The sequence below is a fragment of the Mesorhizobium sp. M7A.F.Ca.MR.245.00.0.0 genome, assembly GCF_003997415.1.
Taxonomy (GTDB): domain Bacteria; phylum Pseudomonadota; class Alphaproteobacteria; order Rhizobiales; family Rhizobiaceae; genus Mesorhizobium.
The window spans coordinates 38,447-64,346 of record NZ_RZTE01000022.1 but is presented as its reverse complement, the minus strand read 5'-3'; the positions used below and the strand labels follow the sequence as shown (position 1 = coordinate 64,346).

Annotated in this window: 28 protein-coding genes, 2 tRNA genes and 1 pseudogene (1 of these 31 only partly in view); 15 read left to right on the top strand and 16 right to left on the bottom strand. The window is 59.2% G+C overall.

Annotated elements, in window-relative coordinates:
- Positions 1-88: 88 nt before the first annotated feature.
- The gene (locus EOB80_RS21440; RefSeq protein WP_127329567.1) at positions 89-520 is read right to left on the bottom strand and encodes a cupin domain-containing protein; all 432 of its coding nucleotides are present in this window, start codon (positions 518-520) and stop codon (positions 89-91) included.
- A 222-nt stretch (positions 521-742) separates the two neighbouring features.
- Between EOB80_RS21440 and EOB80_RS21435 the strand changes: the two genes are divergently transcribed.
- The 4 genes from EOB80_RS21435 (at position 743) to EOB80_RS21420 (ending at position 2,555) form a co-directional block, all read left to right on the top strand.
- Complete coding sequence (locus EOB80_RS21435; RefSeq protein ID WP_127329611.1) at positions 743-1,231, top strand: Hsp20 family protein; 489 nt, start codon at positions 743-745, stop codon at positions 1,229-1,231.
- Positions 1,232-1,299: 68 nt separating this feature from the next.
- Complete coding sequence (locus tag EOB80_RS21430) at positions 1,300-1,755, top strand: hypothetical protein (protein ID WP_127322299.1); 456 nt, start codon at positions 1,300-1,302, stop codon at positions 1,753-1,755.
- A gap of 44 nt (positions 1,756-1,799) precedes the next feature.
- Positions 1,800-2,099: a DUF982 domain-containing protein gene (locus tag EOB80_RS21425; RefSeq protein WP_127329565.1), complete on the top strand. Its 300-nt coding sequence runs from the start codon at positions 1,800-1,802 to the stop codon at positions 2,097-2,099.
- A gap of 210 nt (positions 2,100-2,309) precedes the next feature.
- Positions 2,310-2,555, top strand: coding sequence for a hypothetical protein (locus tag EOB80_RS21420; protein WP_127329563.1), 246 nt, complete (start codon positions 2,310-2,312; stop codon positions 2,553-2,555).
- A gap of 381 nt (positions 2,556-2,936) precedes the next feature.
- On the opposite strand, the gene EOB80_RS21415 is transcribed toward EOB80_RS21420, so the two are convergent.
- From EOB80_RS21415 to EOB80_RS21370, 10 genes are all read right to left on the bottom strand, one after another.
- The gene (locus tag EOB80_RS21415) at positions 2,937-3,185 is read right to left on the bottom strand and encodes a hypothetical protein (RefSeq protein ID WP_127329561.1); all 249 of its coding nucleotides are present in this window, start codon (positions 3,183-3,185) and stop codon (positions 2,937-2,939) included.
- A gap of 628 nt (positions 3,186-3,813) precedes the next feature.
- Complete coding sequence (locus tag EOB80_RS21410; RefSeq protein ID WP_127329559.1) at positions 3,814-4,341, bottom strand: hypothetical protein; 528 nt, start codon at positions 4,339-4,341, stop codon at positions 3,814-3,816.
- Positions 4,331-4,795 carry a hypothetical protein gene (locus tag EOB80_RS21405; RefSeq protein ID WP_127329557.1) on the bottom strand — a complete coding sequence of 155 codons (465 nt, stop codon included), beginning with the start codon at positions 4,793-4,795 and terminating at the stop codon, positions 4,331-4,333. The genes EOB80_RS21410 and EOB80_RS21405 overlap by 11 nt, the downstream gene beginning before the upstream one ends.
- 136 nt (positions 4,796-4,931) lie before the next feature.
- A complete protein-coding gene (locus EOB80_RS21400) occupies positions 4,932-5,348 on the bottom strand; it encodes a hypothetical protein (protein ID WP_127329555.1) in 417 nt (138 codons plus the stop codon).
- Positions 5,349-5,398: 50 nt separating this feature from the next.
- Entirely contained in the window at positions 5,399-5,863 is a 465-nt protein-coding gene (locus EOB80_RS21395) for a hypothetical protein (RefSeq protein WP_127329553.1), read from the bottom strand.
- 84 nt (positions 5,864-5,947) lie between these two features.
- Positions 5,948-6,328, bottom strand: coding sequence for a hypothetical protein (locus EOB80_RS21390; protein WP_127329551.1), 381 nt, complete (start codon positions 6,326-6,328; stop codon positions 5,948-5,950).
- Positions 6,325-7,092, bottom strand: a complete 768-nt coding sequence (locus EOB80_RS21385) for a hypothetical protein (protein WP_127329549.1) — start codon at positions 7,090-7,092, stop codon at positions 6,325-6,327. The genes EOB80_RS21390 and EOB80_RS21385 overlap by 4 nt, the downstream gene beginning before the upstream one ends.
- Positions 7,093-7,258: 166 nt before the next feature.
- Positions 7,259-7,852: a hypothetical protein gene (locus EOB80_RS34820; RefSeq protein ID WP_127329547.1), complete on the bottom strand. Its 594-nt coding sequence runs from the start codon at positions 7,850-7,852 to the stop codon at positions 7,259-7,261.
- Between the two features lie 326 nt (positions 7,853-8,178).
- Entirely contained in the window at positions 8,179-8,850 is a 672-nt protein-coding gene (locus tag EOB80_RS21375) for a recombinase family protein (protein WP_127329545.1), read from the bottom strand.
- 1,094 nt (positions 8,851-9,944) lie between these two features.
- On the bottom strand, positions 9,945-10,652 hold the full coding sequence (locus EOB80_RS21370; RefSeq protein WP_127329543.1) for a Crp/Fnr family transcriptional regulator: 708 nt from the start codon (positions 10,650-10,652) through the stop codon (positions 9,945-9,947).
- Between the two features lie 199 nt (positions 10,653-10,851).
- Here EOB80_RS21370 and EOB80_RS21365 point away from each other — a divergent pair, with 199 nt between their 5' ends.
- Complete coding sequence (locus EOB80_RS21365) at positions 10,852-11,094, top strand: DUF982 domain-containing protein (protein ID WP_127329541.1); 243 nt, start codon at positions 10,852-10,854, stop codon at positions 11,092-11,094.
- Positions 11,095-11,261: 167 nt separating this feature from the next.
- Here EOB80_RS21365 and EOB80_RS21360 read toward each other — a convergent pair.
- Positions 11,262-11,831 (bottom strand): annotated as a pseudogene (locus EOB80_RS21360) (sulfite exporter TauE/SafE family protein); the annotation flags it as partial.
- Between EOB80_RS21360 and EOB80_RS21355 the strand changes: the two are divergent.
- On the top strand, positions 11,803-12,297 hold the full coding sequence (locus tag EOB80_RS21355; RefSeq protein ID WP_127329539.1) for a hypothetical protein: 495 nt from the start codon (positions 11,803-11,805) through the stop codon (positions 12,295-12,297). The pseudogene EOB80_RS21360 and the gene EOB80_RS21355 overlap by 29 nt on opposite strands.
- 78 nt (positions 12,298-12,375) lie before the next feature.
- On the opposite strand, the gene EOB80_RS34585 is transcribed toward EOB80_RS21355, so the two are convergent.
- Positions 12,376-12,525, bottom strand: a complete 150-nt coding sequence (locus EOB80_RS34585) for a hypothetical protein (protein ID WP_164762677.1) — start codon at positions 12,523-12,525, stop codon at positions 12,376-12,378.
- Positions 12,526-12,710: 185 nt separating this feature from the next.
- On the opposite strand from EOB80_RS34585, the gene EOB80_RS21350 reads away from it, so the two are divergent.
- The 3 genes from EOB80_RS21350 (at position 12,711) to EOB80_RS21340 (ending at position 17,249) form a co-directional block, all read left to right on the top strand.
- Positions 12,711-14,126: an SIR2 family protein gene (locus EOB80_RS21350; protein ID WP_127329537.1), complete on the top strand. Its 1,416-nt coding sequence runs from the start codon at positions 12,711-12,713 to the stop codon at positions 14,124-14,126.
- Positions 14,123-16,144 carry an ATP-binding protein gene (locus EOB80_RS21345; protein WP_127329535.1) on the top strand — a complete coding sequence of 674 codons (2,022 nt, stop codon included), beginning with the start codon at positions 14,123-14,125 and terminating at the stop codon, positions 16,142-16,144. The genes EOB80_RS21350 and EOB80_RS21345 overlap by 4 nt, the downstream gene beginning before the upstream one ends.
- A gap of 70 nt (positions 16,145-16,214) precedes the next feature.
- Positions 16,215-17,249, top strand: a complete 1,035-nt coding sequence (locus EOB80_RS21340) for a hypothetical protein (RefSeq protein ID WP_127329533.1) — start codon at positions 16,215-16,217, stop codon at positions 17,247-17,249.
- A gap of 8 nt (positions 17,250-17,257) precedes the next feature.
- Here the strand turns inward: EOB80_RS21340 and EOB80_RS21335 are convergent, their stop codons facing one another.
- A complete protein-coding gene (locus EOB80_RS21335; RefSeq protein WP_127329531.1) occupies positions 17,258-18,625 on the bottom strand; it encodes a tyrosine-type recombinase/integrase in 1,368 nt (455 codons plus the stop codon).
- Positions 18,626-18,717: 92 nt separating this feature from the next.
- A tRNA-Asn gene (locus EOB80_RS21330) sits at positions 18,718-18,792 on the bottom strand.
- Between the two features lie 223 nt (positions 18,793-19,015).
- On the opposite strand from EOB80_RS21330, the gene EOB80_RS21325 reads away from it, so the two are divergent.
- The gene (locus EOB80_RS21325) at positions 19,016-19,273 is read left to right on the top strand and encodes a hypothetical protein (protein ID WP_024503836.1); all 258 of its coding nucleotides are present in this window, start codon (positions 19,016-19,018) and stop codon (positions 19,271-19,273) included.
- Between the two features lie 24 nt (positions 19,274-19,297).
- Here the strand turns inward: EOB80_RS21325 and EOB80_RS21320 are convergent, their stop codons facing one another.
- Positions 19,298-19,501 carry a hypothetical protein gene (locus tag EOB80_RS21320; protein WP_127267807.1) on the bottom strand — a complete coding sequence of 68 codons (204 nt, stop codon included), beginning with the start codon at positions 19,499-19,501 and terminating at the stop codon, positions 19,298-19,300.
- A 221-nt stretch (positions 19,502-19,722) separates the two neighbouring features.
- On the opposite strand from EOB80_RS21320, the gene EOB80_RS21315 reads away from it, so the two are divergent.
- The 5 genes from EOB80_RS21315 to EOB80_RS21295 all read left to right on the top strand — a co-directional run.
- Positions 19,723-19,796, top strand: a tRNA-Cys gene (locus EOB80_RS21315).
- Between the two features lie 90 nt (positions 19,797-19,886).
- Positions 19,887-20,555: a protein-L-isoaspartate O-methyltransferase gene (locus tag EOB80_RS21310; RefSeq protein ID WP_127329529.1), complete on the top strand. Its 669-nt coding sequence runs from the start codon at positions 19,887-19,889 to the stop codon at positions 20,553-20,555.
- 181 nt (positions 20,556-20,736) lie between these two features.
- Positions 20,737-22,128: a TolC family outer membrane protein gene (locus tag EOB80_RS21305; protein ID WP_127322716.1), complete on the top strand. Its 1,392-nt coding sequence runs from the start codon at positions 20,737-20,739 to the stop codon at positions 22,126-22,128.
- 206 nt (positions 22,129-22,334) lie between these two features.
- Complete coding sequence (locus EOB80_RS21300; RefSeq protein WP_127329527.1) at positions 22,335-23,159, top strand: PopZ family protein; 825 nt, start codon at positions 22,335-22,337, stop codon at positions 23,157-23,159.
- Positions 23,160-23,378: 219 nt separating this feature from the next.
- Positions 23,379-25,900, top strand: the 5' portion of a protein-coding gene (locus EOB80_RS21295; protein ID WP_127329525.1) for a valine--tRNA ligase. 268 nt of this gene lie beyond the right edge of the window; the window shows 2,522 of its 2,790 coding nt (coding positions 1-2,522); the start codon lies at positions 23,379-23,381; the stop codon falls past the right edge of the window.

The following is a 25,900-nucleotide window of genomic DNA, read 5'->3' as shown; positions in this document are numbered from 1 at the left end:
CAGTCCATGATTTCTCGCCAGCCCTAGCACCGGGCCGGTCGCAGCGAAAGCGCGAACAGCCTTCCGCCTTCGGGCACGGACTTAGCGGTTATTGGCGCAATTCCGTATTCTTGGCGCCTTGCTCGACCTGATCGATCACAAGAAGCTTCACTTCGACATCCCCGATATTGGTGGCCTGATGCCACTGGCTGATCATTTCGATGATGAAATCGCCAGCCTTGTAGGTGTTGCTGATGCCGGTCTCGACATTGGTGACCTTCAGCGTGCCGGCCTGGACATAGGCGTAGCGCGGAAAGGGGTGCCTGTGGACCGGCAAGGTCGCGCCCGACGCGATGTCGTAGGTCGAGACCAGCACCTGCACGTTCTTCTGCGGCAACGTGATCGGTTGGCCGGACGCGGTCGTCGTGCGCGACGCAAGAGGTGTCACGACGACAGGCGTGCCGCTGCTGTCCAGCGCGTGGGCCGGGTTCGCGGAAAAGGCCACCGCGAGCAGCAGTCCGGACATCAAAATTTTTCGCATGATTCGCTCCACCCCTGGCGTCAACATCGCGCAGTGGCCAGCAGCACGCAAGGCAGCGCCTTGGGCACCTGCCTGCCGGCCAGAAAATTTTTTACGCCCCTCTTGACGGAAAAAAACACGATTACCAGATCGTTTTCCGTCGAGGCTTCGGCTCGACATACTGGCGTCGCAGAGGCGCTGCGACAGCCTCGTAACCCATGTTGCTTCACGGAGGATATGGCTATGAGAAGCTTTGATTATACCCCTCTTTACCGCACAACGGTCGGCTTCGACCGTCTCTTCGATATGCTCGAAAAAAGCGTGCGCTCTGACTGGCCTCCCTACAATATCGAGAAGATTGGCGAGCACGACTATCGCATTACGATGGCTATCGCCGGCTTCGCTCTCGATGAGGTCGAACTCATGCAGAACGGCCCCGAATTGTCTGTCATCGGCCAAAGGAAACCCGACCAGGAAAACCGGGAGGTCCTTCATCGCGGCTTGGCGACGGGCAACTTCAAGCAGGTGTTCAAACTTGCCGACCATGTAAAGGTCAAGGCGGCCAACCTCGAGAATGGCTTGCTGTCGGTGGACCTGATCCGCGAAGTGCCCGAGGAACTCAAGCCTCGGCGCATTGAGATAGGGTCCGAAGCCAAAGCGGTTTCGCTCGAGCAACCCGGCAAGAAGCAGTTGATCGATTCGGATGCGGAGCCTCAGCGCGAGGTCGCCTGATTCCTGGAACCTAGATCTACGGTCCGCCTCCCGGTTCGGCCGGGAGGCACAGATCGCGGAGAATGGAGATGAGAACCGAAACCTACAGTTTTCACCAACCTGAACCGAAAAATCTTGCCGCGGAATCCGCTGGATTGCGGACGCCGGATGATGTGCTGAACGAGGAGACGATGACGATCGGTGCAAAACGGGCTTTGCTCGCTTTCTGGGCTTCCGACGTTCATGCGGTTCCTGACAATCCCGCATTGCGGCAATTGGACAACGGCGCCATCGTGGAAGTCAGCGACATACTTCGCGCGCTCCACCTCCTGGACGAATCCGGGCGGGAAACGCGTGTTTCAAAGGTGTCGGCAACCGTCAGCCTGTCTTTCGACCGGCGCCGCAGGAAGAGCCGTCTCGGTTGGATGCGGCACCCCTGGCGAGATGACGACGATGATCCGCCGCCAATCCCGGCCTTTGCAACGGTGCCGCCCGGGCGTGGAGGTGGCGGCATGTTGGCCGAGCCGGAGCATGCAATCGCATGATTTCCCGAACCAGCAACAACCCACCGTGCCGAATGGAGGATTACATGAGTGACAGGACGTTCGACCAACCGGTCCTGGTCAAGAATGGCGGGTTCATTCAAGAAATAGGCTGCCTCGACGACGCGTTCGACTTCTTTGACGAGTGGCCAAGGGAACGGCGGGGTCCGATTTTCGAGACGGCCTTTCGAGCCTGCCAGCGTGCTCACGACGGCCAGGTTCCGCTGACGGTGGCGCGCGATGCCGTCGCCGGCTTCGCAAGATCCGTCAAGATCCTGCAGGACCCGCTTGCTCAGTTCCCTTGGATGGACGGCACAAGGTCAGGTCGCGGTGGGGTTACCGCTTAGCCTTGATAAAAGGGCGGCGCTACAGGATGGCCGGGCCTGCATCGTCGTTTTCACATCGCTACAAGGTGAGTTGTCCTACCAGTTCACCTTGTAGCGGGGCGGCTCGATCGTTTGTTCGAACTCCTGGTGCGGTTTTTGGCGACTGGCTAGGTCAGCCTCGCAACAGTCAGCGCTAATATAATGTTCGAAGCGTCGCCACAGGAGATTCAAATGGTTTCCGCTATCGCAAGTCAACATCCGCATGTCCCGGAAAAACAAACGGCAGTGGGGAAGCCGCAAACCGGCGAAGGATTTTCGCCGGGCCGCAGCGCGGACGCCGTGGGACATCTGGCCAAAATCATGGTTGCCGCAGGCGGCGATATGGATGCTGGCGCGCAAGGCCGCGCGGCATCCAAGATTGCCAGGATGGACATCACGGTTCTGACCGCACCACCCGTAGAAACACCAACAGAGTAAGATATGCTCGTTCGGGCGCCTCCGCGCCGTCATCAGCGGCATGGGCCGCTCTCGCAGATTACGCCACGGCTCTCAGCGGAGGCTCCGCCATCGTCCCCAGGCCGTCGCATTCCGCGCAGGCGCCCGTCTTTCCGGGGCAGCCACCCCGATGGGTTCCCTGCGGGCAGCAGTGCCCGTTTGACGCGTGCCACTTGGAGCAGTCGAAAACCCTGCCGCTGCCATGACAGCGCGGGCATTCCATATTCGATGAAATCATACCAATTCTTGCCCAACCCAAACGCACTCGCCCTGCGCCGCAAGTAACAGGAATCATTGCGCTTTCAAGCACATCGCCCTGACTTAAATTGGGGGGATCGACGGATGGCCGGCATCGATGGCGAGCTATTGTTGCGCCGTAATTACGTTCCCCGTGAAGACCTTGCTCGCCACAAGCCGCGTTGGGCATTGGCCGGCAACAATAGGCTGCGCCGGCTTGTCCCGTTCGTTCTCGGCGGTCACAGCAACTGCGTCATCGGGCTGCGCGTTGGCGGCCTGTGTGGCCGTGGACGCGAAGAGGACCGTCTGGGTGATGAGAGCCGAAAACGCGGCAACCTGGACCAGCACGGCGGCGAGGGCGATCTTCTTCAGCATGCGAGAAAACGCTCTTCGATGTTCCCGGTTCCCCACGCATTCAGGTTTTCTGCTCGCTACGGAACAAGAGACCGGCAGGGCGGTTAACTCGATTATGCCAAGCAAGATCAAAGAGCCACCATCGACGCCCGCACCGGAGAAGGTACCTGTGCAACGCCGGGACAAAGAAGCCCCGCCCGAGCTTGAGCATGTCGACCCGCCACCCCGAGTTGTGCGAGAGGCACCGGCACCCAACCCGAACGGCGGCAAGAGATAAGATCGCCGAGATAGCAGCAAGGCCTTATGCCTGCTCGCGCGAACCTTCCCGATGCCGTGGCGTCATCGAGAGCGCTGGACAGCGGCGCCAGGTCAAGTTGAGAATCAACCTGCTGACCACGATTTTGCAGACATGCCATAGATCAGCCCCTATGGGCGACCTGACCGTCTCAAGGCCTTGAAAAATTTGGCTCCCCGGGCCGGACAAATTTGGTAAATCGAACCGGGTGCAAAAAGACCAGAAGAGTCTTTATTTCCAATCGCTTGCGGCTACCGCTTCTCCAAAGCGTCGACCGCCTTGGTGTATCTCAAGAGGTAGCAGCGGTGTATCTCTTGGTCAAGCGAAATGACGATGCAAGATGAGGATCGCAAATCAATGTCGCTCTTGCAGGGCCACCACGCTATCAGCCACTCGGAAGTACGTTATCAGCATGGGAGAGATTGTCCGGAAAGCGTTCGCTTGTCCCGCAAGGCTTCCTACCGCACTCGACATCTGCTGTGTGACGTTGGCGAAACTCCGATAGACGTCCTTCAGGCTCTTCGTTTCGCCGATCACTGCATAGGTCTGGGCATCTGCTCCCTTGAGTTCGGTCAGGAATGCAAACTGCTGCTGGGTGAGTTCTTCATCAGGAAGAAAGGGAAGTACGGCTTCCATCTTTTTGGCTGCGTCTGCAAATAACTGGGCCGCTTGCTGGAATTGTTCGCCACCGGAGCCTGGCAGAAGCTCCCTCTGACGAAGCCCTTCGATCACTTTGCCCACGGCTTCGAGTGCTGTTGCACTGGCGTCCCGTGACTGTCCTGCACCCGCTGAACCGCCGAGCACATTTCCGAACTCTCCGGCGTGGGTGCCGGTGCAAAGTGCAATACAAATCAAGGCCGGAGCAAAGAACCTAATTCGCACACCACGCCTCCCTCATAGCCACGTAGTTTTGGGTGATTCTCTTCTCGGCCAGCATCTCGTCGAATGCCTCCGCCATGCTTTTTTCAGAAAGCAATTGGCAAAAATCCTGCCCGAAGGCGTCGCCAATCTTCTCGTTGATTCCGCCAGCCTCAAGTTGCCTGTAGACAGAAAGATAGAAATTAAGCATCGCCCAGAAGTCGTTTTTTGCTTCCTCACGCTCCTCCGTTGGCAACGTTCCTTGTCTCAATTTTTTGACAAATCCGCGCGAAAGCACCTGTGCAGCTAACTCTCGTGCATCGTGTTGAATGGTGTAAGTGTTAGACGCTTGGAGCGAATAATTTGCTGAACGAAGCTGCCACGCAGTCGCACCGAACCCTACGATACCAACAACAACGCCGAGAATTGCCGCCACTGCCTGGATTTCACCACTCTTTTCCCCAAGCCAGTTGCACATCTTTAGTTCCCCCTTTGAGTAACATACCGCAATCTGGGGCCGGCGATAGAGAGGGTCCTGAGTAGTGCACCGCCATGTTTGAGCTTCAGCCCCCGACACACCTCTTGGGGCGATGCATCGGGGGATGGGATAGGCGTCACTCAGTGAAGGCTGTGCCGGTCTTCCGGGCGGCTGCTATGGCTTGGGCATGGCCGTGGAAGACGTGCCATTCGCCCTTGGCCGCAGCCCTGCGGAGCGCCGGGTAATCGGCCTCGTCCACATGCTCGAAGTAGGTCGCCAGCGTCAGCCCATGCTGCCGAAGGACGTTGCGGTCCAGATGCTGACTGAATGCAGTCTCGACCACAGCCGCTTCAACCGGGTCGATGCCGTAGGCTTCGCCGGTAAGGATTTCTCCGGTTTCCACGTAGGCGTCCACGATGAATTGCTGTTGGGGTTCGCTATGCGTGTCACGGAACCGATCAAGGCTCTGGTCGGCCATGCGTACAAATTCGTTATGTTCCTTTTCCTCCTTCTCGTCGTTGGTCAGTTCCTCGTTCTGGGCCTTGTCATCCACGGCAGGCAATTCAGGGGCCGCAGCCCCCTCGTCACTCTCGGCCTCCGTGGTTACCTGAAAGAATAACCGTAGGGGACCAGAGCGGCGTTCACAGCCGCAACGTAATCGCCCTGGCTGATCTCCCCACGTGCCGCCATGTCCTTGGCTTGCTGGGGTCCCAACTGGATCCCACCAACGGTCACCGCAAGCTGATCCACAAGGGCCTGCGGTGCCGAGCCATTCATGGGCTTAGCTGCTGTTATCTGAGCCTTCTGGCCTTCGGTCAGGGCCTGCCCGGTGTTGATGCCAAGGCGCTTAGCCTGAAGCTGTTGATTGGCCCGCAAGCCTGCCTCTGTCTGGGCCGCGATCTGCTCTTGAAAGGCGGCTTGCTTCCGGTCCTTCTCGGCCTGCTCATGGTCGCGCCGCATCTGGTCCACGCGGTTTTCAAGGCCCTGTCGGTCCCGTGCTTCCTGTCCGCGAATGTCGACCTGGTTGCTGTTGATCTGGAGCCCGGAGGCCTTGCTGAAATCGTTCATTGGTGTTTGTTCCTTCTCGTCGTGATGGATCGCCCCGGCGCGTCATTGCTCCGAGTGCGGTATGTCGGTCTGGTGGTGGTTGGGTCAGCGCCTTGGCGTGAACCCAAAGGTCATCGGCTGTGGGCCTTCAGGACGCGCGCCAAGGCCGGTTGGGGTAGTTGCTCCGGTAAGACCATCGCTGCCTCCGGCGACCCTTCCACGCGGCGCTGTGGGTCTCATAGACATCTCGGCAATACGACGTGCGACTGCCACAGCCTCAAGCTCGGGATAGCCGTAGACTTCAAAGCATCGTTCAGCAGCCGTGTTGAAGCTCTGGGTCCATTCGATGCCGATCCCCGGCAGTCTCCGGTCCAGCTGCGAGATGGTTTCCCAGTCGGCCTTGATCCATTCAACCAAGGCAAGGGCTGCCTCTCGCGTGGGATAGGTCGCAGCCCAGTCACGCCGCCTGATGTCATCGAACGTCATGCCCGGTCACCCTTGGCGGTCATCCGACCCATTCGGTAGAGATACGCTATTGGCGAGCCCTCGGGGTTCTCGATCTCGTCCACCGCGAACGGGTCGAGGGTGCCCATCGTAACCAAGCGGTCGATGGTCTGGTGGTATTGCTTGACTTGTTCAGGGTTCATTGCCCGCCACTCATCCTTGCTCGGCTGGAGCACGATGCCCTGCGCTATCATTCGTCTCGATTTCCTTTGCTCCTGTGCTGCTTTCAGTGACTTCGTTCTGCGCATCTTGGCGCGCTGTGAGAGGGCCTCGTCGGGGATCACCCGCTGGCCCGGTATGGGATCGAGCATCAGCCGTTCCCGACCGCCACGCTCGGCCCGTTCATCGTCGTGGCTATTCCTCTCCTTTCGTTTTGCAGCATCTCTGCGGTGGTTGGCAGCCTCAAGCCGCTGAGCGACCATCGCGTCCCAGTCGGCTGCCGTGTACGTGTCAGGGCAATCCGCGGTCATGACCAAGAACAGAACCTCGCGGTCTGTCAGGGTCTTCGGGTCGGTGGTCCGCTGCATGATCTCGAACACGGACGGATGATAGACGCACATGCCCGTCTCGCTGACCAAACCCTGCCATTTCTCGGTGATTTGGTGTTCGATGATTGATCTGCCGTCCGGGTGTTGATCATGAAATGCGGCGAGATAGGTGGCGACGGCTTCTATGGTGACGAAGCGGTCATGGGGGTGAAAGTCTGGCCGGCGCACAGAGGCGAGGGCCTTCTCATCGGTAGTCATTTTTAGACGATGTAACTCCTTGTGTAATGTAGGTATCCAGTCGGATGACGATCATGGTGACGTAGTCAGGGAACGCCATAGGCGAACCAATTGGGGGACATAGGGAAACCCTGCGAGTTGAAGACCACAGAAGGGGAGACCAAGGAGGGAAATCCCCAGTCCGGGTTCAACTCAGTGCCTTACCCCTCCAAGCCTTCCATGCCCTGATCTGGTCCGCTCGGGTGTTCACATGCAGGGACACCATTCGGGGCGATGCTCCGGTGATCCTGCAGATGTCGACCTGGGGAAGGTCGGGGAAGTAGTCGGACAGGAAGCAGACTTCCATCTGTGGTGTCATGTCTGACGATCGAGATGCCTTGAACTGGTCTAGGCATTCCATGGCAGTCGTGACGAGCGGGTTGGAAGCGATCTCGGACGCCATGGTCTTGACCGCGTGGTCCCACCTAAGGTCGGCCCAAGATTGGCCTTCGGGTGACAGGACATCGAAGGGATAGCTTCCCGCCTTCCTCGGATAGATACGCTTGCCAAGACCAGCCTTGACGGCTTCGTCCGTGAGGCGTCTTCGGGCTACCCGAGAGTGCCCCGACTTGGACACCTCAAGCTGTTCTTGGAGTAGCCCGAGGTGGGACAGGATTGCTCGGACTTGCCGAGGTCCGACGCTCTTGGAAGCGCCGTATTCAGTCACGGAGACCCAGTTGCCGAGTGAGACGGTGTGAAGGTCGCCGGTGGTTCGGTCGAGTAGTTCGGTCGTGTATTCCATCGCTCCTTTGTTAGGTTTGGTCGACGGGCTTGGTTGTCCCCATCGAAATGCACGGATAAGCAGACACGCGTCTGAACATTCGCACCTCACCAAGACCGACCACCCGGCGACACCTTCAAGCGCCCCCGGAAGGAGCAACGAGGGTGCCTGTCGAGTCTGCACAGGTTGGTCGATCTGGGAGAGGGGCGTTGCGTAGGTCCTAGTTGGGGCCTTATCGCCTGCGTAGGTCCTAGTGGGTGGGGAAGTCGCCTTCGTAGGTGCCAGTGGAGAGGAAGTCCGCTCGTCAGCTATCGCTAATATTCGACCTTCCTTAGCTAGTGGAGGCCTTATTCGCCGGCCCCGATCAACCGCTGAACCTGAGATGCGGAGAACGGCTGCCCCTTCGCGGTCGTGTGGCCAAGCTGTGCAAGCTCCGCCGCGATCTCGCGCAGACTCCTCGCCTTACCACTCTTGGGGCTCTTGCGGGCCAACCGCTTGGCTTCCTTGATCAGGTCCGGTTTGTCCACCCGGTAACCGTGGTTGCCCTCCACACGCCTCCCAGCGGCCTTGGAAGCCCTGTCCCGTGCGCCCTTGAGCTTCGCCACAAGCTGTGCCTTCTCGAACTGAGCGACCGCCCCGAGTATTTGCCTGATCAGCACGGCAGTCTCGGTGGCGTCTGTGAAGTGGTCGGGGGCGTCGACCGGGATCAACTCATAGCCAAGGTTCTGGAGGAGCTTGTGCCCGGTCTCCTGCACGATCAGGTCGCGTGAGAAGCGGCTCACGTTCTCCACCAAGATCAGCCTGGCCCCGTTCCCTGCGATGTAATCAAGGAGCTTCTGGAACCCCGGTCTGGTGTCGATGTGGTCTGTTCCTTTGACAGCTTCATCATAGAACTCCTCCACGACCTCGATCCCGTTCCGCTTGGCGTATTCCTCAATCGCCTGTCGCTGTCTCGGGCCGCTGTCACCGTCGAGATTGGAGCGACTGGAGGTCCGAAGGTATGCAACTGCCGTGATCATTCTCTGTGGTCCTATCCCCTGCACTGCAAGCCATCTGGCCTGATCTGTGTACCTTGTACCTGAGAATTAGGTACGCGGTCAACGGGACTGAGGTTGGCTAGTGGTCAGGCAAGCCCACCGATCTCTCCAGTTCCGAACTTGAGACACTTCCCCGCTATAAGGGAGGACCCTCAGAGCTTCGGCCGCGTGAAGCCGAGGAGGGACGGGGACGACCGCGAGCCAGCCAGTGACCGGCCTAATCGAAACCCGTCGTCGTCCGTAGCGGAAACCATGCGGGCACCTATACGCGCGGAGCTAAAGACCGATCAAGGGCGACGGAAGGGTTGCCTTAGGGCGAGACCAAGGCGCACATGGTATCGGCGCGCGGCGTCGTCCATCGCGATCATGCGAACTTCGGCAAGAGCGTCGCGCGCTCGAACCATGTCAACGCAGGTTTCAGAAAGGGTGTTGCGAAGCGCGCTAGACAGGACGATTTCGAAGAATGGGTCTTCAATCATCGGCCACCCTACACCCCTTTACCTGACAAAACCACCGATTGGCGGATAGCGCCGAGACATAGCGAACCCTTGCCACACCCTCGCTCGACCCTCATGCGCCCCATTGGTGACCTGGCAGGATGCACCAAAGGGTTGCCTTATCCCTTGCAAGGCCTTGGATCATATGGCGTTGCGCCTTGCATGTGGGGAAATGTGTGGGAGAGGCAGCCTTCGCGCGCGGTCTTAGTCGCGCATCGTGCGTCCCACGCGGGCGCGGCAAGATGAGGGGGTGCGGGGGGTCGGCGCGCGTGCTTGTTATCCGATCACCCGCTCAGAAATTTGCACCAAATATTCCGACCCCCCCAACGGGAACCTTTTGTCGGACAAACAGTTCAGGGAGCCAGGACGCTGGGGACTCCCTGATGACGAAGCGTGACAAAGCCGGCCACAAGACCGTTGCCGACCATCTGCTGGAGCTGATACGAAACGAGGACAACCGCCATCAAGTTCGGCAGGCCTTCGGGTTGGAAGTTGACCCTGAGTTGCCACCAACTCTAGCCTCATTGCTCGACGCCATTGAAGACGCCCATAAGGAAACCCTAAATTATCAACGCCAGGTCATTCTCCAAGCAGCCGAATATAATGAGCCTCGGGCTGCCCGTAGGTGCCATTCGCCGATGATTTAAGGCCGTTGCGGTCTCGGATAAACACTTCGCCACGTCGGGAATAGATGAGACCGCGTCCTTCCAGTACCTGAAGCCCAACGGTAATTCCTGGGCGTCTTGTTCCCAGCATAACGCCGAGAAACTCGTGGGTGATCGCAAGGCGTTCACCGTGGATCCGATCATCACACATTAGAAGCCAACGCGCCAAACGCTCTTCAACGCTTGATTTTGCGTTGATCAAGGCTGTGTAGCTGGTCTGGATGTGGAAAGACTGAACATAGCGTAAGAGGAACAGCCGCAACGACGGGCTGTTCGCAAGAGCTGCCATGAAGGGCTTAACTCCGATCCGGAATGCGCTACCGGGGGACTGGACGTAACATTCATGCGCGGAATAGTCAGCGCCCATCACCAGCGCGGTACCAGTCATTCCCTCAAATCCGACGAGCCCAACCTCAGTTTCCTTACCCAACGTTGCGGCGACCACAGAAGCGATGCCATCCTCCACGAAGTAAGCTGTGTGGATGTCAGAATCGGCTTTCTCCAGGGTCATTTTCAGCTTGAGGTCACACAACTCAAGGTGTGGCTGCAAAAGCGCTAGGTCACCAGGGTTAAGCCGACGCAGCAATTCGTTCTTGTAGGAATGGTTCACTGGATTGGTCATGGCTCAATCCCAGTTGGGGCAAGAGCTTTCCAATCTCCCTGCCGTCCGCGCCCGTAAAACGTGCTGACGATTTAATGAACCTACCCCTTGTGGCGCGCGATTGACAGTGAAATGTGAATTGCACGGGGTCCCCTCAGCCGGCACGAACCCGACAATCACGTCACTATCCAACAGACAAGACGTGTATTAGATTTCGCTAATGGCACTCCATTGGTTCAGCCCTGTGGTCCCCGTCAGGACCGAGAAGGTCGGCATCACGCTGGGCGTCAGCAACGTCGAGGCTGCTGCTGAGGAACTCATGAAGTGGCCCGAGAAGGGACCGAAGTGGAACAAGGCGGTGCAGCTCTGCATTGACTGCTTTGAGGATCGAGCGTCACCCCAGGATGTTCAGAAGGCCTTCGAGGAGGCTGCTAAGGAGCAGGGGATGCTTCGGTCTTTATAGCGCCAAAAGGAAAGACCCGCCACCGGAGGGAACAGGCAGCGGGCCCTTTGAGCGGCTACATCCCCTTGAGGAATCGACCGCTCTGCATGGTTAACTCGCGTCGCACATGATCGTTCCGAGTCGTGATTTGAGCGCACGAGGGGCTGCTAAGGGAGGGAGGTGCGTCGTCAGTGACGCCAAACCTTCACCGCTGAGATTACCAAGATCGCTGCCAGCAATGGCAAGAGGACACCGCTGGGAACAAGTCCGAGCATCTGCCCTCCCAAGAACGTCCCCACCACCGAGCCGCAGGCCATGACCAACACGAACGCGACGTTGCGTCGGATCACGGAGAAGCTTTGGTCGCGGCTGTAGCGAGCGAAACCGACAATCATGGTCGGCAAGCTCACAGCAAGCGACAGGCTGCCGGCGAGCTTGATGTCGGCTCCGAACAGCAGGATCAGTGTTGGGATCAGTAGTTCGCCACCGGCCACCCCGAGCAGTGCCGCCACGATGCCTATGATGAACCCAGCGACGACCCCGGCGATCAACTGTGCTGGGCCGCTAAGCAAGGCGCTGTTGGCGTGAGCGTTGTGTCCGAACAGCAGCACCCCGGCGATGAGAAGCAGTATGATCGAGATGGTCTTGTAGAGGGTCTCAGCTCGAAGGCGGGTCGCCCATCCGGCCCCGAGCCAGGCACCTATTAGGCTTCCAGCCAGGAGGTTCGCGATGATGGGCCAGGTTACGGCGACAGATGTCGGCCAGCGCCTGAGAGCGTTCGAGGACGAGGAATACTTCTCGTACTCAAAAGAGGAGCTTCTCCCTGGGTGTCTCGCGCTCTACGAGAAGGAAAGGGCCGAGGGCACCGAGCTTCCGGCCATCATCGGCTTGCTTAGGGATCACGTGGAGCGGGAAGAGGAGCGGCTCCGGGTCGAGCAGGAGGAACGGTACAAGAGCTTGCGTGAGGAGGACCGGATAGCTCGCGAACAGCGGCTCCTGTCAGGCGCAGACTGCAAGTGGACGCAGCTCCAGAAATCCCCTCATTGGTATTGCCGCGCCAACGGCAGGACATACCGTCTCTCGCCAACGAAGGACAAGATGTGGAACCTCTACCGCGTAAGTTCAGTCTCGGAGGAAGATCAGGGAGCCTTGATCGGGAAGTACCGAGGGCGTGCCGACGCAACGAAAGTGATTTCGCAAATGGCCTATAAGCCAGAGTGGTAGTCAGGCGTGTCGGACTAGTCGGCGTTCAAACTCGTGTTAACTTTGGTGAGGCCGGCACCGGTCAAATTCTCCCCGGCGTTAGCCATTGCCCGGAGGAACAATGACCACACGCTCCTTTTCAGTCGTATTGGGATGCTTCTCCGCATAGTTCTTCTTCACGAACTGGCCATCAGTAGAGTCGCGATAAACCGTCTTCCTTGGCGGGGGTGGCGCAGGCTTCTTGGGCATTGCCGTCTCCAATGCGACTCAGTGCCGCCCGCAAATGCTATCACATTCGCGCGAAACCAATAGAAGATAATCGCGCGGGGATACTGTTGTTACGCTATATCAGGTGCGAATGCTTTTCCCAGCAATAGAGCCTATACTTTTTACGGGGCGTGCTTGGGCGTTAGAATCAGAACGGGGCAGGATAGATGGATGGGGGCGAAGCAAGTGTCAGGACTTTCGCTTTTTTGCGAAACGGTGAAGCCGAACCGTCCAATATGGACTGGGGGAAGGGGATTGAGAGCGCGCGCCAAGCGATTTCAGAGGCGCTGAACGCCAGGAACATTGCGTTCCTGCTGGGTGCGGGGTGCTCGTCCCTCATGAGGGATGGCGCTGAGCTTGGCATACCGACAATGGCGCCGCTGGCGAAGGAGTTTTGCGGTGAGACAATTGCTGCGGTGGCGGCCGATTTCACAGAAACTGATTTGGTAGAAGACGATGAGCGAGTGGAGACAGGTAGCGAGCACTTCGTGAGGGGCGAAGACGGCGCTGACGTTATGCTCCGACCTGAGTCTGCAGGCGACCAAGTGCCTGATTTGGACAGCAAGCCCGTATCTTGGCGGCTGACAAAGCCTGAGTACGAGTACCTGGCAGTCCTTGGTATCGATCTTGAGAGTGGATACAATCGCAACCTTGAACGCTTGATGGAAGTCCTCTTCAGTCAGCGCTTCTTGCTGCGTCAGAGTGCGAAATCCTCTCATTGGCCTCAGCGCGATCTGATCGACAACATCATCGGAAAGGTGCAATCTTTCTTGTGGTCGCACTTGACGAATGGTGCCTTCAACAATGGTGACACCGAAGTTCGGGACCTATACGAACGCTTCTACAAGAAGCTCGTCCTGCGTGACCGTTCGCTACCACGACCTTGGGTCTTCACGACCAATTATGACGTGTTTAATGAGACGGCCATGGACCGTCTTGGCATCCCTTACGCCAACGGCTTTAGCGGTATAATTGAACGTCGATTTAACCCAGCTACTTTCCGCTATGCTCTCGCAGAGCAACTAGATGTCGGAAGCCGAAAGTGGACGGCAGTCGATGCGTTCGTATACCTATGCAAGCTGCACGGATCGGTGACCTGGACGGAAGATGACCACGGGTTGTTCCCCATCCGCGAAGCGTGGCCGCAGCATGACCCCAAGCGTATGCTTATATATCCCACGCCCGCCAAACAGAATGCGTCACTAGCTTCGCCTTACGCAGACCTCTTCCGCGAGTTTCAGTCGCGCGTCGTGCGCGAACAGAGCGTGCTGATCACGGCTGGATATGCCTTCGGCGACGAGCACATAAATAACATTATCTATCAGGCCCTAACGATCCCCACGTTTCGGCTTGTCATTTTTGCGTCCCCAGACACCGAAGGCGATATCGCCAAGCTCCGAGGCCTTCGCGATCCAAGGATTTGGATCATTGGAGGCGATGGGCCGGTCGACGGCTCGCGCGCGCATTATTTCGATACCATCGTCGAGCATTTCATGCCCCAGCGCCCGAGCGACCGGATCGATGAGGCTGTGCGGAAGGCCATACTGGAGATGGCACCGCCAGCGAAGGATGACGGGGAATGAGTAACGATGATCGCAAGCGGGCGGTTGGGAAGCTGGTGTCTGTCGCTGCCGATCACTTCATCGTTGAAATGCACGCAGGCACTGACAACTTCACGGTTGTCGGATTTGACGACGTTCACTATGTGGCAAGGCTAGGCTCGTTTCTAATGATCCCTAGCCAGTCGGAGTACGTGGTCGTAGAGGTCGTTGGACTGCGCGAGAGGGATGTGAGCCGGACGGACGAGCGCTCGGACTTTGATCGGGCGGGCTCTTCCAAATTCCTGGACGTGGTACCTGTTGGGATGCTCCCCGCGCGCGGCGGAACATTCCGCTTCGGTGTGTCGGTCTTTCCGTCGCTCTACGCCGATGCACTCTACGCGCTGGATCATGAGCTAGATCGCATCTTCGAGACGCAGACGGCTGTTGAACCGTCAATTGGATTCAATGGCGAAGGTTGCATTCCGGCCAACGCCAGTAGATATCGCGTGCTTTCCATAGGTAAGTCGGTGATCTTCGAGGACTATGAAGTGAAGGTTCACCTCGACGAGTTCTTCGGTGGCCACGTCGCGATTCTCGGAAACACCGGCAGCGGTAAGTCCTGCACCGTTGCATCAATCCTTCAGTCGTTGTTCGAGAAGCCGGATGAGCACCTCGCGCGTGGCGCGACGTTCGTCGTCTTTGACGTGAACGGCGAGTATCGGGCTGCGTTTGAGCCACTAGCCAAACCGGGCCGGATCGGCGTTGAGCACATCGTCCTCAACGGGGCGGCCACTGGTTTCCGCCTTCCCCATTGGTATCTAGAGATGGCGGAATGGGAACTATTGCTCCAGGCCAGCGAGAGGACCCAATTGCCCGTTTTGAGGATGGCGCTTGGTCTAACAAGCCTGTTCCACGGCAGCTCCACAGCATCTCTCCAAATCAAAGAGCATTTCATTGCCACCTGCATCGTAGAGTGCTTTCGCGGAGCTGACGGAGATTCGCCTGTCGCGAAATTCCAGCGGGTAGTATCCCTTTTGCAAAAGTACCCGACATCCAACCTCAACATGGCGTTGCTGAACCAGTTCAATCCCAACCTCCAATACGGCAACTTCGTCGGAGCCAACAGTCAGGAGGCCTTCCTCGCGCAGGTTCGCGTCAGAGTCCACGAAGACGTCCATTTCCCCTCTTACGACCACACACCCTTCGCGTTTGAAGATCTGGAAGAGTGCATGGACTTTGCAATTCTCTACGAGGAAGCTCACGGCAACCGCCAAATCCGTGACTACTGCTCATCCATGGTCACCCGGTTAAAGTCACTGAAAGACCGGGCCGAGTACGCCTTTCTCCGGCATAGCAATCCGGAATTGGCTGAAGCACCATCTCCTATCGACTTTCTCACTCGGCTTCTGGGGCTAGAGGGCGAAGGCGTATCCGTCACTAAGAAGAACCAGATAGTCGTCCTAGATATGAACGACGTCGAGGATGAGGTGGTCGAACTGGTAAGTTCCGTCACGGCTCGGATGCTTTTTAAGCTGCTACGACGCGCCGATCCAAGGAACCGATTTCCGATTCACCTTCTCTTGGAAGAGGCCCACCGCTACATCGGTGCCACGCCATCGCGTTACGCGGTCGACGCTACCAAGGGATTTGAACGGATAGCCAAAGAGGGGCGCAAGTACGGGATGTTCATTATGCTCGCCTCGCAGCGACCTAGCGAACTATCCAAGACGGTTCTTAGTCAGTGCTCCAATTTCGTGGTGCACCGCATTCAAAACCCAGATGACCTGTCGCAGATTCGCCAAATGACTCCATTCATATCCGACGCAGTTCTGAAACGCCTTCCATCGCTGCCCAAGCAGCACGCTCTTGTCTTCGGGACGTCGGTCAACTTGCCTACGACTTTCAAGGTGCGAGAAGCGTCACCGCGACCAAGTAGCGATGACACAAAGATTGTGGACCTTTGGTTCCACGAGGTGGGAAGACCCGCCAACATTCGCCTGTCGTACGCTGGTGACAACGCGGGTGATTTAGACGACGATGATTTCATCGATATGGAATGATGCTCAGTTGCCTCTTGAAATAGTTCTGCAAGTGGCTCTTACTTGGGGCGGTAGGCTGGGATGGCGAGTTATGCGTTCCGTTTTGAGAGTTGTTGCCGTTGCGTCAATTATTGCCGCATCGATTGGTTCAGCAAAGGCTTTGGAATACAAGCCTGTTTCATCCCCAGATGCGCTTCCGTTTCTCATCGTTTCCGGTGAATTTAAAATCAACGAACCGTTGAATGAATTTAGCCGCGCCGTTACCAGCAGCGGAGCCAGGGTGATCGTCTTCGACTCGGGTGGAGGCAGTATCGGAAGTGCGATGCAGCTCGGACGGATGATCCGGGCGGCAGGTTTGGATACGCTTCAAGTTCGGCAATTGCAGTGCGCGTCTGCCTGTTCATTGGCTTTTATGGGTGGTGTTCGTCGGGTCGCAGATGCCGGCTCGATAGGTGTTCATCGCTCATCCTTCGCTCCCGACAGCGGGATGTCTACAGATGAGGCTGTTTCGAGCGTTCAAGCCGCAACTGCCGATATCATGTCTTACATGACCGAGATGGGTGTAGACCCCAAGTTGATGGGCGTGGCGTTGACCTACGACAGGTCTGATATGCGATATTTGTCCGCCAGTGAAATGGCTGAGCTGCGCGTAACGAACTTTATCCCCACACCGCAGTCCGTGGATACATCGCAAGTGCCGTCCACGCCCAGTCTGCCCCCGGCTCAAGCCAGCGTGGATGAACGACAGCTAGAGAGTGCGGCGGTAGCATTTATCAAAGGCCTCATTGAGCACCACGGCGATAACGCAGATTTGGCGATCGCCCAGGTTCAAACGTCATATGCTGGCATTGTCGACTATTACGGGAAGCCAACGGACCTAAACTCTATCATCGCCGACAAAAGGAGCTATTTCCAACGATGGCCCGAGCGGGGATACAACCTCCACGACGAGAGCGTCATAGTTACCTGTGCCAATGAACGATGCATGGTTTCGGGCACATACGACTGGGTTGTCCGCAGCCTGCCAAGGCACAAGCAGGCAAAGGGTGTGGCGCGCTTTAGCTACACGATTGCTATTGGACCGAACCCCAAAATCATCGCTGAGACTAGCAAGGTCATGCGCTGAAGGTTCCGTCAGATTACAGCCTTCTCAAGCGCCCGTCTGGCCATCTCAAGCCGAGCCTCGTCGCCACCATAGTCCTCTCCAACGCTGCCCGAGGAATGACCCAGAACAATGTCTTGGTCTGACTTGGTGACACCGGCTAAGCGTAAGCGGTCCTTCATGAGGTGCCGAAGCGAGTGAGTAGTGGCTTTTGGATCAGTCACACACGCCCGAACGTGCTTGCCCAGGGCGGCAGAAGCCGACGACGCGCCTTTGGGACGCCCGTAGGTCGGAAAGAGCATTGTTGCGCTGCCGGCAGCCTTGACGGCTTCCTTTGCGGCCTCCAGCGCCCCACCGATCAACGGCACATTTCGCCTAGATACCGCATTCTTAATACGGCGGTCATCGTGCCATTCAACCGTGATGTGCGGAACGACGTGGTCAGCGTGCACGTCCGCAACACGAAGACCTGAGACCTCAGCGAGACGGCATCCGGTACCATTTAGGATTGCCCAGATGTGTTGAAGGTCTGCCTTCGCATGGTACGCGATGCGGGCGGTTATGGCTGTGACCTCGGCGTCCGTGAAAGGGCGGCGCTTGTCTTTGTCGGGCTCGGCCTTATCCTTTGGTGCCGCTTCCAAATTCATGAAAGGGTTGATGACGCCAGCCAGGTCGAACTCCCGCACGGCATGGTTGATCACAGCACGGACCACATTCAGATAGCGGTCCACGGAAGATGCTTTGCGTCCATCAAGCATGTGATCGCGGACTTCCTTGGCGTCCTCTCGCTTGAGGCTCGACAGTTTGCGGTCCTTGCTTAGCGCTTCCTTGACGAGCTTGAAGACCCTCTCAAGCTCCATCTGCTTCGTTTCGTCTTCTCCGACGCGCTCCTTTAGATAGAGCCGCTTGGCGTCCTCAAGCGTCGGGTCTGGTCGCCGCCGGCGCTCACCGAGAACCAAAGCGTGGATGAGGGCTCGGTCTTCTGTCTCAATGCCGACAGGGTGGCCGTATTCGTCCACTGGGTACTTGTCGGCGATCTGTTCGGCAATCAGTTCCCTTGCCAGCGCCTCTGGGTCGTCGTCGTCTTCCTGGCCGGCCCACTCGGGGTCAAGGCTGAGAGCCCTAAGCCGGGCGCGACTCAGCCTGAATTGCTCAAACTCAGTCGGGGAGGGGGTGGCATTGGTACTGATAGGGCTATGGGGGCGCGACCATACACGCAACTGTTGCTCTGCCTGAGCATGCACCTTTGGGTACGCCCTCAGGGCTTCCTGCTCTGTGCTCCCAAGGGTTATCAGGATTTCCAACTTGCCAGCAGCGAGCTGAAGTTTCTTCGGAATTTTGCGCCTGTAGCGCCATCCGGCTTTGCCGCGTTTCTGTATATGCTTCACGTCAATCTTCATGCTCAGGGTACCCCGCAGTGTATCTCGCGGTGTATCTCTGGGGAAGCAGAAACCCTTGCAGTCCTTGGGTTTCAAGGCATTTCTGGAATAAGTGGCTCCCCGGGCCGGATTCGAACCAGCGACCAACCGGTTAACAGCCGGTTGCTCTACCACTGAGCTACCGGGGAACGGATGCTCTTATGTGAGTGGCGCAGCCTATAGCTGCCCTTTTCGGCTTTGCAAAGAAGCTTTTCACATTTTTCCGAGGCTTTTTCGCGCAGGCCTTTCTCGCAATCGTCGACGGTTGCCCTCATATTAGCCGTCTTGGCAGGGATATGGAACCGAAAGCGCGGCGGCGGCTTTGGTTCCAGCATGCTTGCGAAAAATCAAACGGGTCAATTTTTCGAGACGATGACAGCACAAGACAACCAGATGCCGGCGCGGAAAATCTCCGTTTTCGGGCGCGAGTTCAAAATGCCGCGCTCGCGCGGGCTCAGAATCACGATCGGCATCCTGCTGACCATCGGCGGTATCCTCGGTTTCCTGCCGATCCTCGGCTTCTGGATGGTTCCGCTCGGATTGCTGGTGCTGTCCTATGAATTCGCCATGGTTCGCCGTCACCGGCGTCGCTTTGTCGTCTGGTGGGAACGGCGTCGCCGGCCCGATTGACCGCCGATAGCGCAGGGTGGGTGTTCAACGGGCGGCGTGTTCTTCCAGTGCCTCATGGATCTGCTTGAGAATCGCCGCGGCCGAGGCAAGCCTTGCCCTGTCGTGCGGCGACAGGCTGTCCGCACCTTCGATGGACAGACGGTCGATTGCGTAATGCAGAAGCTCTCCGCATTGTAGCAGGGACAGGCCGGACGAGGCACTCGTATTTGCTGCCATTGTCCGGCGCATGGCTCTTCCTCCTGCCATGTCCAACGCACGGGCCGCCGATGAGTTTCTCCTCCGGGCAGGCTATGCTTAATTGTCCGCTAATGGAGCGGTCAGGCCCGGTCCGACGATTTGCCGGATGCCGTCCGGACTGACGCTAGGAAACCGTTCGGAATGCACGGTGGCCGCTTGACGGCATTTTCGCCGCAACCTATTGGAACCGGGTGGAACGCCGGGAGCAATGAGGCCTCGTGGCGGAGTGGTTACGCAGAGGACTGCAAATCCTTGCACCCCGGTTCGATTCCGGGCGAGGCCTCCAATGCCCGGGCCCCCGCGCGGCAGCGCAGGGGCCTGAAGTTCCTGACACAATGGACCGCGGTTCTGGCGCGGCAAGCGGATTGGTTGGGACATGAGCGCTGATTTCTCCGAACTACGCGTCAAGATGGTCGACGGCCAGGTCCGCACCACCGATGTGACCAGTGCGCCGCTGCTTGATGCAATGCTTGTCGTCCCAAGAGAGATGTTTGTCGGCGCCGCCCAGCGCGATCTCGCCTATATCGACGAGGACATCCGCATTGCCGCCGGCGCGGACGGCGCACGGTACCTGATGGAAGCATCCCCGTTGGCCAAGCTTATCCAACTGGCCGAGATCAACCCGACCGATTCGGCGCTCGATGTCGGTTGCGGAACCGGCTACGCCTCGGCCATCCTGTCGCGGCTGGCCAGGTCCGTGGTGGCGCTTGAGAGTGATTCGGCGCTGGCGGAAACCGCCAGATCGACGCTTTCGTCGCTGGGCTGCGGCAATGTGACCGTCGTCCAGGGTGCGCTGCCGCAAGGGCATGCCGCCCAGGCGCCTTATGACGTCGTCCTTGTCGGCGGCAGCGTCGCGGAAGTCCCTGTGACGCTGCTGGACCAGCTCGCCGAGGGCGGCCGCCTTGTCGCCGTCGAAGGGCAGGGCAATTCCGGCGTGGCTCGTCTCTTTTTCAAGGCCGGGGGGGTTGTAACCGGAAGACGGGCATTTAATGCGGCAATTAAGCCACTACCGGGGTTTGAACGCATTCGTGCTTTCGAATTCTGAATGATTTGGCCTTGCAGCAGAGGCTTTGTCATGGTCGCTTGCATTTGAACGATCGCTGCTGATGCCAAACTGGGGGCACTTTGGGGTGAGCAGCAGGGAACATCGAACACGCGGCGCCGGCTGATCTATGAGAGAAGCAGGCGCGGCGCGGTTCCCATGGAAAACGAATGAGGGTTTAACCGTGCCGTCTTTACGCAAGTCACTTTTCACCGCCGTCCTCGTTTCGGCGACCATGCTGTCCCCACTGGCCGCTTCAGCCGAAACCATCTCCGGCGCGCTTGCAAAGGCCTACCAGTACAATTCTTCGCTGAATGCATCCCGCGCCGGCGTTCGCGTCACCGACGAGGGCGTCGCCATCGCCAAGTCGGGCTACCGTCCGGTTGTCACCGGCTCGGCGAATATCGATTATTCGAGCAGCCATCTCAACGGCACCAATTCAAGCGTGCGGCTGACCACCGGCAATTTTGGCGTCCAGATCGACCAGACGCTGTTCGACGGCTTTCAGACCAGGAACAATGTCGCTGCCGCCGAAGCGCAGGTCCGGGCTTCGGTCGAAAGCCTGCGCAACACCGAAGAGGGCATCCTGTTCAGCGCGGCCCAGGCCTATATGAACGTGATTCGCGACCGGCAGGTCGCTGTGCTGACCGAGCAGAACCTGCAGTTCCTGACCGAAACGGCGCGCGCGGCGCGTTCGCGTTTCGAAGTTGGTGAAGGCACGCGCACCGATGTCGCCCAGGCCGACGCCTCACGCGCCGCCGCCGTGGCATCGCTGAGTGCTGCCCGGGCGCAGGCGCTGGCAAGTGCGGCGCTCTATCGCCAGATCGTCGGCGACGAGCCGGGCAAGCTCAAGGGCGCTTCGCCGGTGGCAAAGCTGTTGCCGTCGAGCCTCGCCGCCGCCGTCGGGGTGGCCTCGAACGAGCATCCGGCCATCCTTGCCACGCAGCATCTGGTCGACGCCGCCGCGTTTTCGGTGAAGTCGGCCGAAGGCGCGCTGTTGCCGCAGCTGTCGGCTTCGGCCGGCGTTTCGAGCGCCTATCGCAATACCTCGCCTTTGCCAGGCGTCGGTTCGCAGGATGGCACGACCAATTCAGCCAGTGTCGGGGCAACGCTGACCATCCCGATCTATTCGGGTGGCCGCACCTCGGCGATCGTGCGCCAGAACAAGGAATCACTCAGCCAGGCCCGCATCCAGGTCGACGTCAGCCGCGACCAGGTGCGCCAGGCCGTCACCGCCGCCTGGACCGAGTATACCGCCGCGCAGCAGCAGCTGACGGCCAACAGGCAAGTGATCGAGGCCGCGAAGCTGGCACTGAACGGTGTCATCGAAGAACGCAATGTCGGCCAGCGCACCACGCTCGACGTCCTCAACGCACAGGCGACGGTCATCACCGCCCAGATCAACCAGGCCGGTTACGAACATGATGTGGTGGTGGCGAGTTACGCCATTCTGCAGGCGACCGGCCGTCTGTCCGTCGACCGCCTTGGCTTGCAGGTAGCGAAGTACAAGCCTGAAGAGCATTACAACGCGGTCAAGGACAAGTGGTACGGCCTGCGCACGCCGGACGGTCGCTGAGGCGTTTGGCCAGGACTGGTCGTGATTCCTCGTTTGAGCAGAATCTTTCGCACTCGGGTTCAGATTGCGCTAATCTGTTGAAATCCCACAAGTCCCCAGATTGGGGATTCTCGTGCGGCGATCCGTCGGTTACGCTGTCGCCATGATTCGATCCGGCTCTGCCGGAGCGGAAACCCACAGGGGTCACAAAGGCGGCGGATGTGACGATGGCAACGGCAAGCAGCGCACAGCGCGAACCTTCCATGGAAGAGATACTGGCTTCCATCAGGCGGATCATCGAGGACAGCGACGGCGGCCGCAAGCAGCCGGGCGACGCCGATGAGCTGAGCCAGGATCTGGAGCGCGCGTCGAGCGCCTATGCGGCCCCCGACGTGGAAGCATTCCGTGCCGACCTGCATGCCGCCCCCGAAGGCAGGAAGCCGGTGACGCTGACGGAAGTCCAGGCACAGTTGCCGGCGGCCGAGCCGGTGGTCGCGCGCATGGAAACGCCTGCGCGCCCCGATCCCAGCCCGGCAAAGCCATCGATGGCACTTGCCGAAGTCAGCGCCCGCGTCGCCGCCGAGCCAATCACGGTTGAATCGCCGGGATCGCGTCCTGTCGCCGACGCTTCCATCGCCGATTGGCGTCGTGAGATCGCCGCGGTCGGTGAGCAGGCGAGGGCGGTGTCGGACCGGAGCGAGGCACGCAAGACGGCTGCCCAGCCGTCCGTGGAGACTCCAAGGGACGAACCGACCGCGAAAGTAGCCGTCGAACCCGAGCCGTCTCGTCCGGATGCAAGCGTGGTGCGGCCGGTGGCGGCCAGCGACGCGCCGCGTCCGGCGATCGTTTCCGAGCATACCGGCCGTCAGGTCGCGGCTGCCTTTGGCGAGCTTTCCGATGCGTTTGCCAGCCGCAGCAAGAAGACATTCGACGAGATGGCCGAAGAGATGCTGCGGCCGATGCTGCAGGATTGGCTGGACAACAATCTGCCGACACTGGTCGAAAGGCTGGTGCGCGAGGAGATCGAGCGCGTGGCGCGCGGGGCGCAGTAGCTCCCCATGCCGATTGCTAGAGGAAACGGCGCCTTCGTGGCGCCGTTTCTTTTGGTGAGGTCAGTTTGTTGGCAGGACGACGGATCGCGTTACGTTGAAATGACCAGGGCCGCGCCTATCTGGTTGTGAGGGTCCGAGACAGCCCTTGCGGTTGACTTGGCCAAAACCTTCCGATTTACACCGGACCAGCAAACTCCCGACAGCGCGGACCATTTTCCCATGCTTGAAAAGACCTACGACGCCAAAACCGTCGAGCCGAAGATCGCCAAAGTCTGGGAAGAGGCCGACGCGTTTCGTGCCGGCGCCGGAGCCGAGGAGGGGGCGGAAGCCTTCACCATCGTCATCCCGCCGCCGAACGTCACCGGTTCGTTGCATATGGGCCACGCGCTCAACAACACGCTGCAGGATATATTGGTGCGCTTCGAGCGAATGCGCGGCAAAAACGTCCTGTGGCAGCCGGGCATGGACCATGCCGGTATTGCCACGCAGATGGTTGTCGAGCGCCAGCTGATGGAAAAGCAGATCCATCGCCGCGACCTCACCCGCGAACAGTTTATCGAGAAAGTGTGGGAGTGGAAGGCCGAATCCGGCGGCGCCATCTTCAACCAGCTGAAGCGGCTGGGCGCCTCGGCCGACTGGTCACGCGAACGCTTCACCATGGACGAAGGCCTGTCCAAAGCCGTGCTCGAAGTGTTCGTCACGCTCTACAAGGAAGGGCTGATCTACAAGGATAAGCGCCTTGTGAACTGGGACCCCAAGCTGCTCACCGCGATCTCCGATCTCGAGGTCGAGCAGCAGGAGGTCAACGGCAATCTCTGGCACTTCCGCTATCCCATAGAGGGCCAGGTCTTCGACCCGGAAAACCCAACAACCTTCATCACCGTGGCGACGACGCGCCCGGAGACGATGCTGGGCGACACGGCCGTCGCCGTGCACCCTGACGACGAGCGCTTCCGGCATCTGGTCGGCAAGAACATCGTCCTGCCGATCGTCGGTCGCAGGATTCCCGTGGTGGCGGACGAGTATTCCGATCCGGAAAAGGGTTCGGGCGCGGTCAAGATCACGCCGGCGCATGACTTCAATGACTTCGAGGTCGGCAAGCGCCACAAGCTGCCGGCGATCAATATCCTGACCACGGAGGCGGCGGTAAGCCTCAGGGGTAATGAGGATTTCCTTGCCGGTCTCGAGGTGACGCCGGAGCGCCAGCTTGTCTGGGACGAACTCGACGGCCTCGATCGCTTCGTCGCACGCAAGAAGATCGTCGAGTTGATGGAAGAGGGCGGCTTCCTCGAAAAGGTCGAGCCGCATCGCCACGCCGTGCCGCATGGCGATCGCGGAGGCGTGCCGATCGAGCCATTCCTGACCGAGCAATGGTATGCCAATGCGGCGGAACTGGCCAAGCCGGCGATCGCTTCCGTGCGCGAAGGTCGCACGAACTTCGTGCCGAAGAACTGGGAGAAGACCTATTTCGACTGGATGGAGAACATCCAGCCTTGGTGCATCTCGCGCCAGCTGTGGTGGGGTCACCAGATCCCGGCCTGGTACGGGCCGGACGGGCGCGTCTTCGTCGAGAAGACCGAGGAAGAGGCGCTGAGCGCCGCGATCGAATTTTATCTGGCGCTGGAAGGACCGTGGAAGGCCTGGGTCGAGGACAAGCTGGAGAACTTCAAGCCGGGCGAGATCCTGACCCGCGACGAGGATGTGCTGGACACCTGGTTCTCATCGGCGCTGTGGCCGTTTTCGACGCTGGGTTGGCCCGACGAGACGCCCGAGCTGAAGACCTACTACCAGACCGACGTGCTGGTGACAGGCTTCGACATCATCTTCTTCTGGGTCGCCCGCATGATGATGATGGGTCTGCACTTCATGGTCGAGGAGCCATTCCACACCGTCTATGTCCATGCGCTGGTGCGCGACAAGAACGGGCAGAAGATGTCGAAGTCGAAAGGCAACGTCATCGATCCGCTCGACCTTATCGACGAATATGGCGCGGATGCACTGCGCTTCACCCTGACGGTGATGGCGGCACAAGGCCGTGACGTGAAGCTCGATCCGGCGCGCATCGCCGGCTATCGCAATTTCGGCACCAAGCTGTGGAACGCGACGCGTTTTGCCGAAATGAACGAGGTCGCGCGCAATGACGATTTCTGGCTGAACGACGCCAGGCTGGCGGTCAACCGCTGGATCCTGACCGAGCTGACGCGCGCGGCGCGCGAGATCACCGACGGCATCACCTCATACCGCTTCAACGAGGCGGCGGGTGCCGCCTACCGCTTCGTCTGGAACCTGTTCTGCGACTGGTATCTGGAATTGCTGAAGCCGGTGTTCATGGGCACCGACGAGGCGGCCAAAGCCGAAAGCCGTGCCTGCGTCGCCTTCGTGCTCGACGAGATCTATAAGCTGCTGCATCCGATGATGCCGTTCATGACCGAGGAACTGTGGGCGCAGACCGCTGGCGAAGGCAAGCAACGCCCCTCGCTGCTGTGCCACGCCGCGTGGCCGTCGCCGGACTTCGAAGACGCCGAGGCTGCAGCCGACATCAATTGGCTGGTCGATCTCGTCTCCGGCATCCGCTCCGTGCGCTCGGAGATGAACGTGCCGCCGGCAGCCATTGCACCGCTCGTCGTGGTCGGCGCCAACGCTGTGACACGCGAACGGCTTGTCCGCGAAGAATCGGCGATCAAGCGGCTGGCGCGGGTCGGCGACATCTCGCTTGCCGATGTCGCGCCCAAGGGTTCGGC

Bases quoted from the DNA above. Each gene is read 5' to 3' on its own strand.
- EOB80_RS21345 (WP_127329535.1), top strand. From the start codon at position 14,123: ATGAGTAACGATGATCGCAAGCGGGCGGTTGGGAAGCTGGTGTCTGTC.
- EOB80_RS21365 (WP_127329541.1), top strand. From the start codon at position 10,852: ATGGCACTCCATTGGTTCAGCCCTGTGGTCCCCGTCAGGACCGAGAAG.
- EOB80_RS21300 (WP_127329527.1), top strand. From the start codon at position 22,335: ATGGCAACGGCAAGCAGCGCACAGCGCGAACCTTCCATGGAAGAGATA.
- EOB80_RS21385 (WP_127329549.1), bottom strand. From the start codon at position 7,092: ATGACTACCGATGAGAAGGCCCTCGCCTCTGTGCGCCGGCCAGACTTT.
- EOB80_RS21375 (WP_127329545.1), bottom strand. From the start codon at position 8,850: ATGATCACGGCAGTTGCATACCTTCGGACCTCCAGTCGCTCCAATCTC.
- EOB80_RS21425 (WP_127329565.1), top strand. From the start codon at position 1,800: ATGAGTGACAGGACGTTCGACCAACCGGTCCTGGTCAAGAATGGCGGG.
- EOB80_RS21415 (WP_127329561.1), bottom strand. From the start codon at position 3,185: ATGCTGAAGAAGATCGCCCTCGCCGCCGTGCTGGTCCAGGTTGCCGCG.
- EOB80_RS21395 (WP_127329553.1), bottom strand. From the start codon at position 5,863: ATGAACGATTTCAGCAAGGCCTCCGGGCTCCAGATCAACAGCAACCAG.
- EOB80_RS21340 (WP_127329533.1), top strand. From the start codon at position 16,215: ATGCGTTCCGTTTTGAGAGTTGTTGCCGTTGCGTCAATTATTGCCGCA.
- EOB80_RS21435 (WP_127329611.1), top strand. From the start codon at position 743: ATGAGAAGCTTTGATTATACCCCTCTTTACCGCACAACGGTCGGCTTC.
- EOB80_RS34820 (WP_127329547.1), bottom strand. From the start codon at position 7,852: ATGGAATACACGACCGAACTACTCGACCGAACCACCGGCGACCTTCAC.
- EOB80_RS21420 (WP_127329563.1), top strand. From the start codon at position 2,310: ATGGTTTCCGCTATCGCAAGTCAACATCCGCATGTCCCGGAAAAACAA.
- EOB80_RS21370 (WP_127329543.1), bottom strand. From the start codon at position 10,652: ATGACCAATCCAGTGAACCATTCCTACAAGAACGAATTGCTGCGTCGG.
- EOB80_RS21430 (WP_127322299.1), top strand. From the start codon at position 1,300: ATGAGAACCGAAACCTACAGTTTTCACCAACCTGAACCGAAAAATCTT.
- EOB80_RS21325 (WP_024503836.1), top strand. From the start codon at position 19,016: ATGACAGCACAAGACAACCAGATGCCGGCGCGGAAAATCTCCGTTTTC.
- EOB80_RS34585 (WP_164762677.1), bottom strand. From the start codon at position 12,525: ATGCCCAAGAAGCCTGCGCCACCCCCGCCAAGGAAGACGGTTTATCGC.
- EOB80_RS21335 (WP_127329531.1), bottom strand. From the start codon at position 18,625: ATGAAGATTGACGTGAAGCATATACAGAAACGCGGCAAAGCCGGATGG.
- EOB80_RS21405 (WP_127329557.1), bottom strand. From the start codon at position 4,795: ATGTGCAACTGGCTTGGGGAAAAGAGTGGTGAAATCCAGGCAGTGGCG.
- EOB80_RS21390 (WP_127329551.1), bottom strand. From the start codon at position 6,328: ATGACGTTCGATGACATCAGGCGGCGTGACTGGGCTGCGACCTATCCC.
- EOB80_RS21310 (WP_127329529.1), top strand. From the start codon at position 19,887: ATGAGCGCTGATTTCTCCGAACTACGCGTCAAGATGGTCGACGGCCAG.
- EOB80_RS21350 (WP_127329537.1), top strand. From the start codon at position 12,711: ATGGATGGGGGCGAAGCAAGTGTCAGGACTTTCGCTTTTTTGCGAAAC.
- EOB80_RS21320 (WP_127267807.1), bottom strand. From the start codon at position 19,501: ATGCGCCGGACAATGGCAGCAAATACGAGTGCCTCGTCCGGCCTGTCC.
- EOB80_RS21440 (WP_127329567.1), bottom strand. From the start codon at position 520: ATGCGAAAAATTTTGATGTCCGGACTGCTGCTCGCGGTGGCCTTTTCC.
- EOB80_RS21355 (WP_127329539.1), top strand. From the start codon at position 11,803: ATGATGGGCCAGGTTACGGCGACAGATGTCGGCCAGCGCCTGAGAGCG.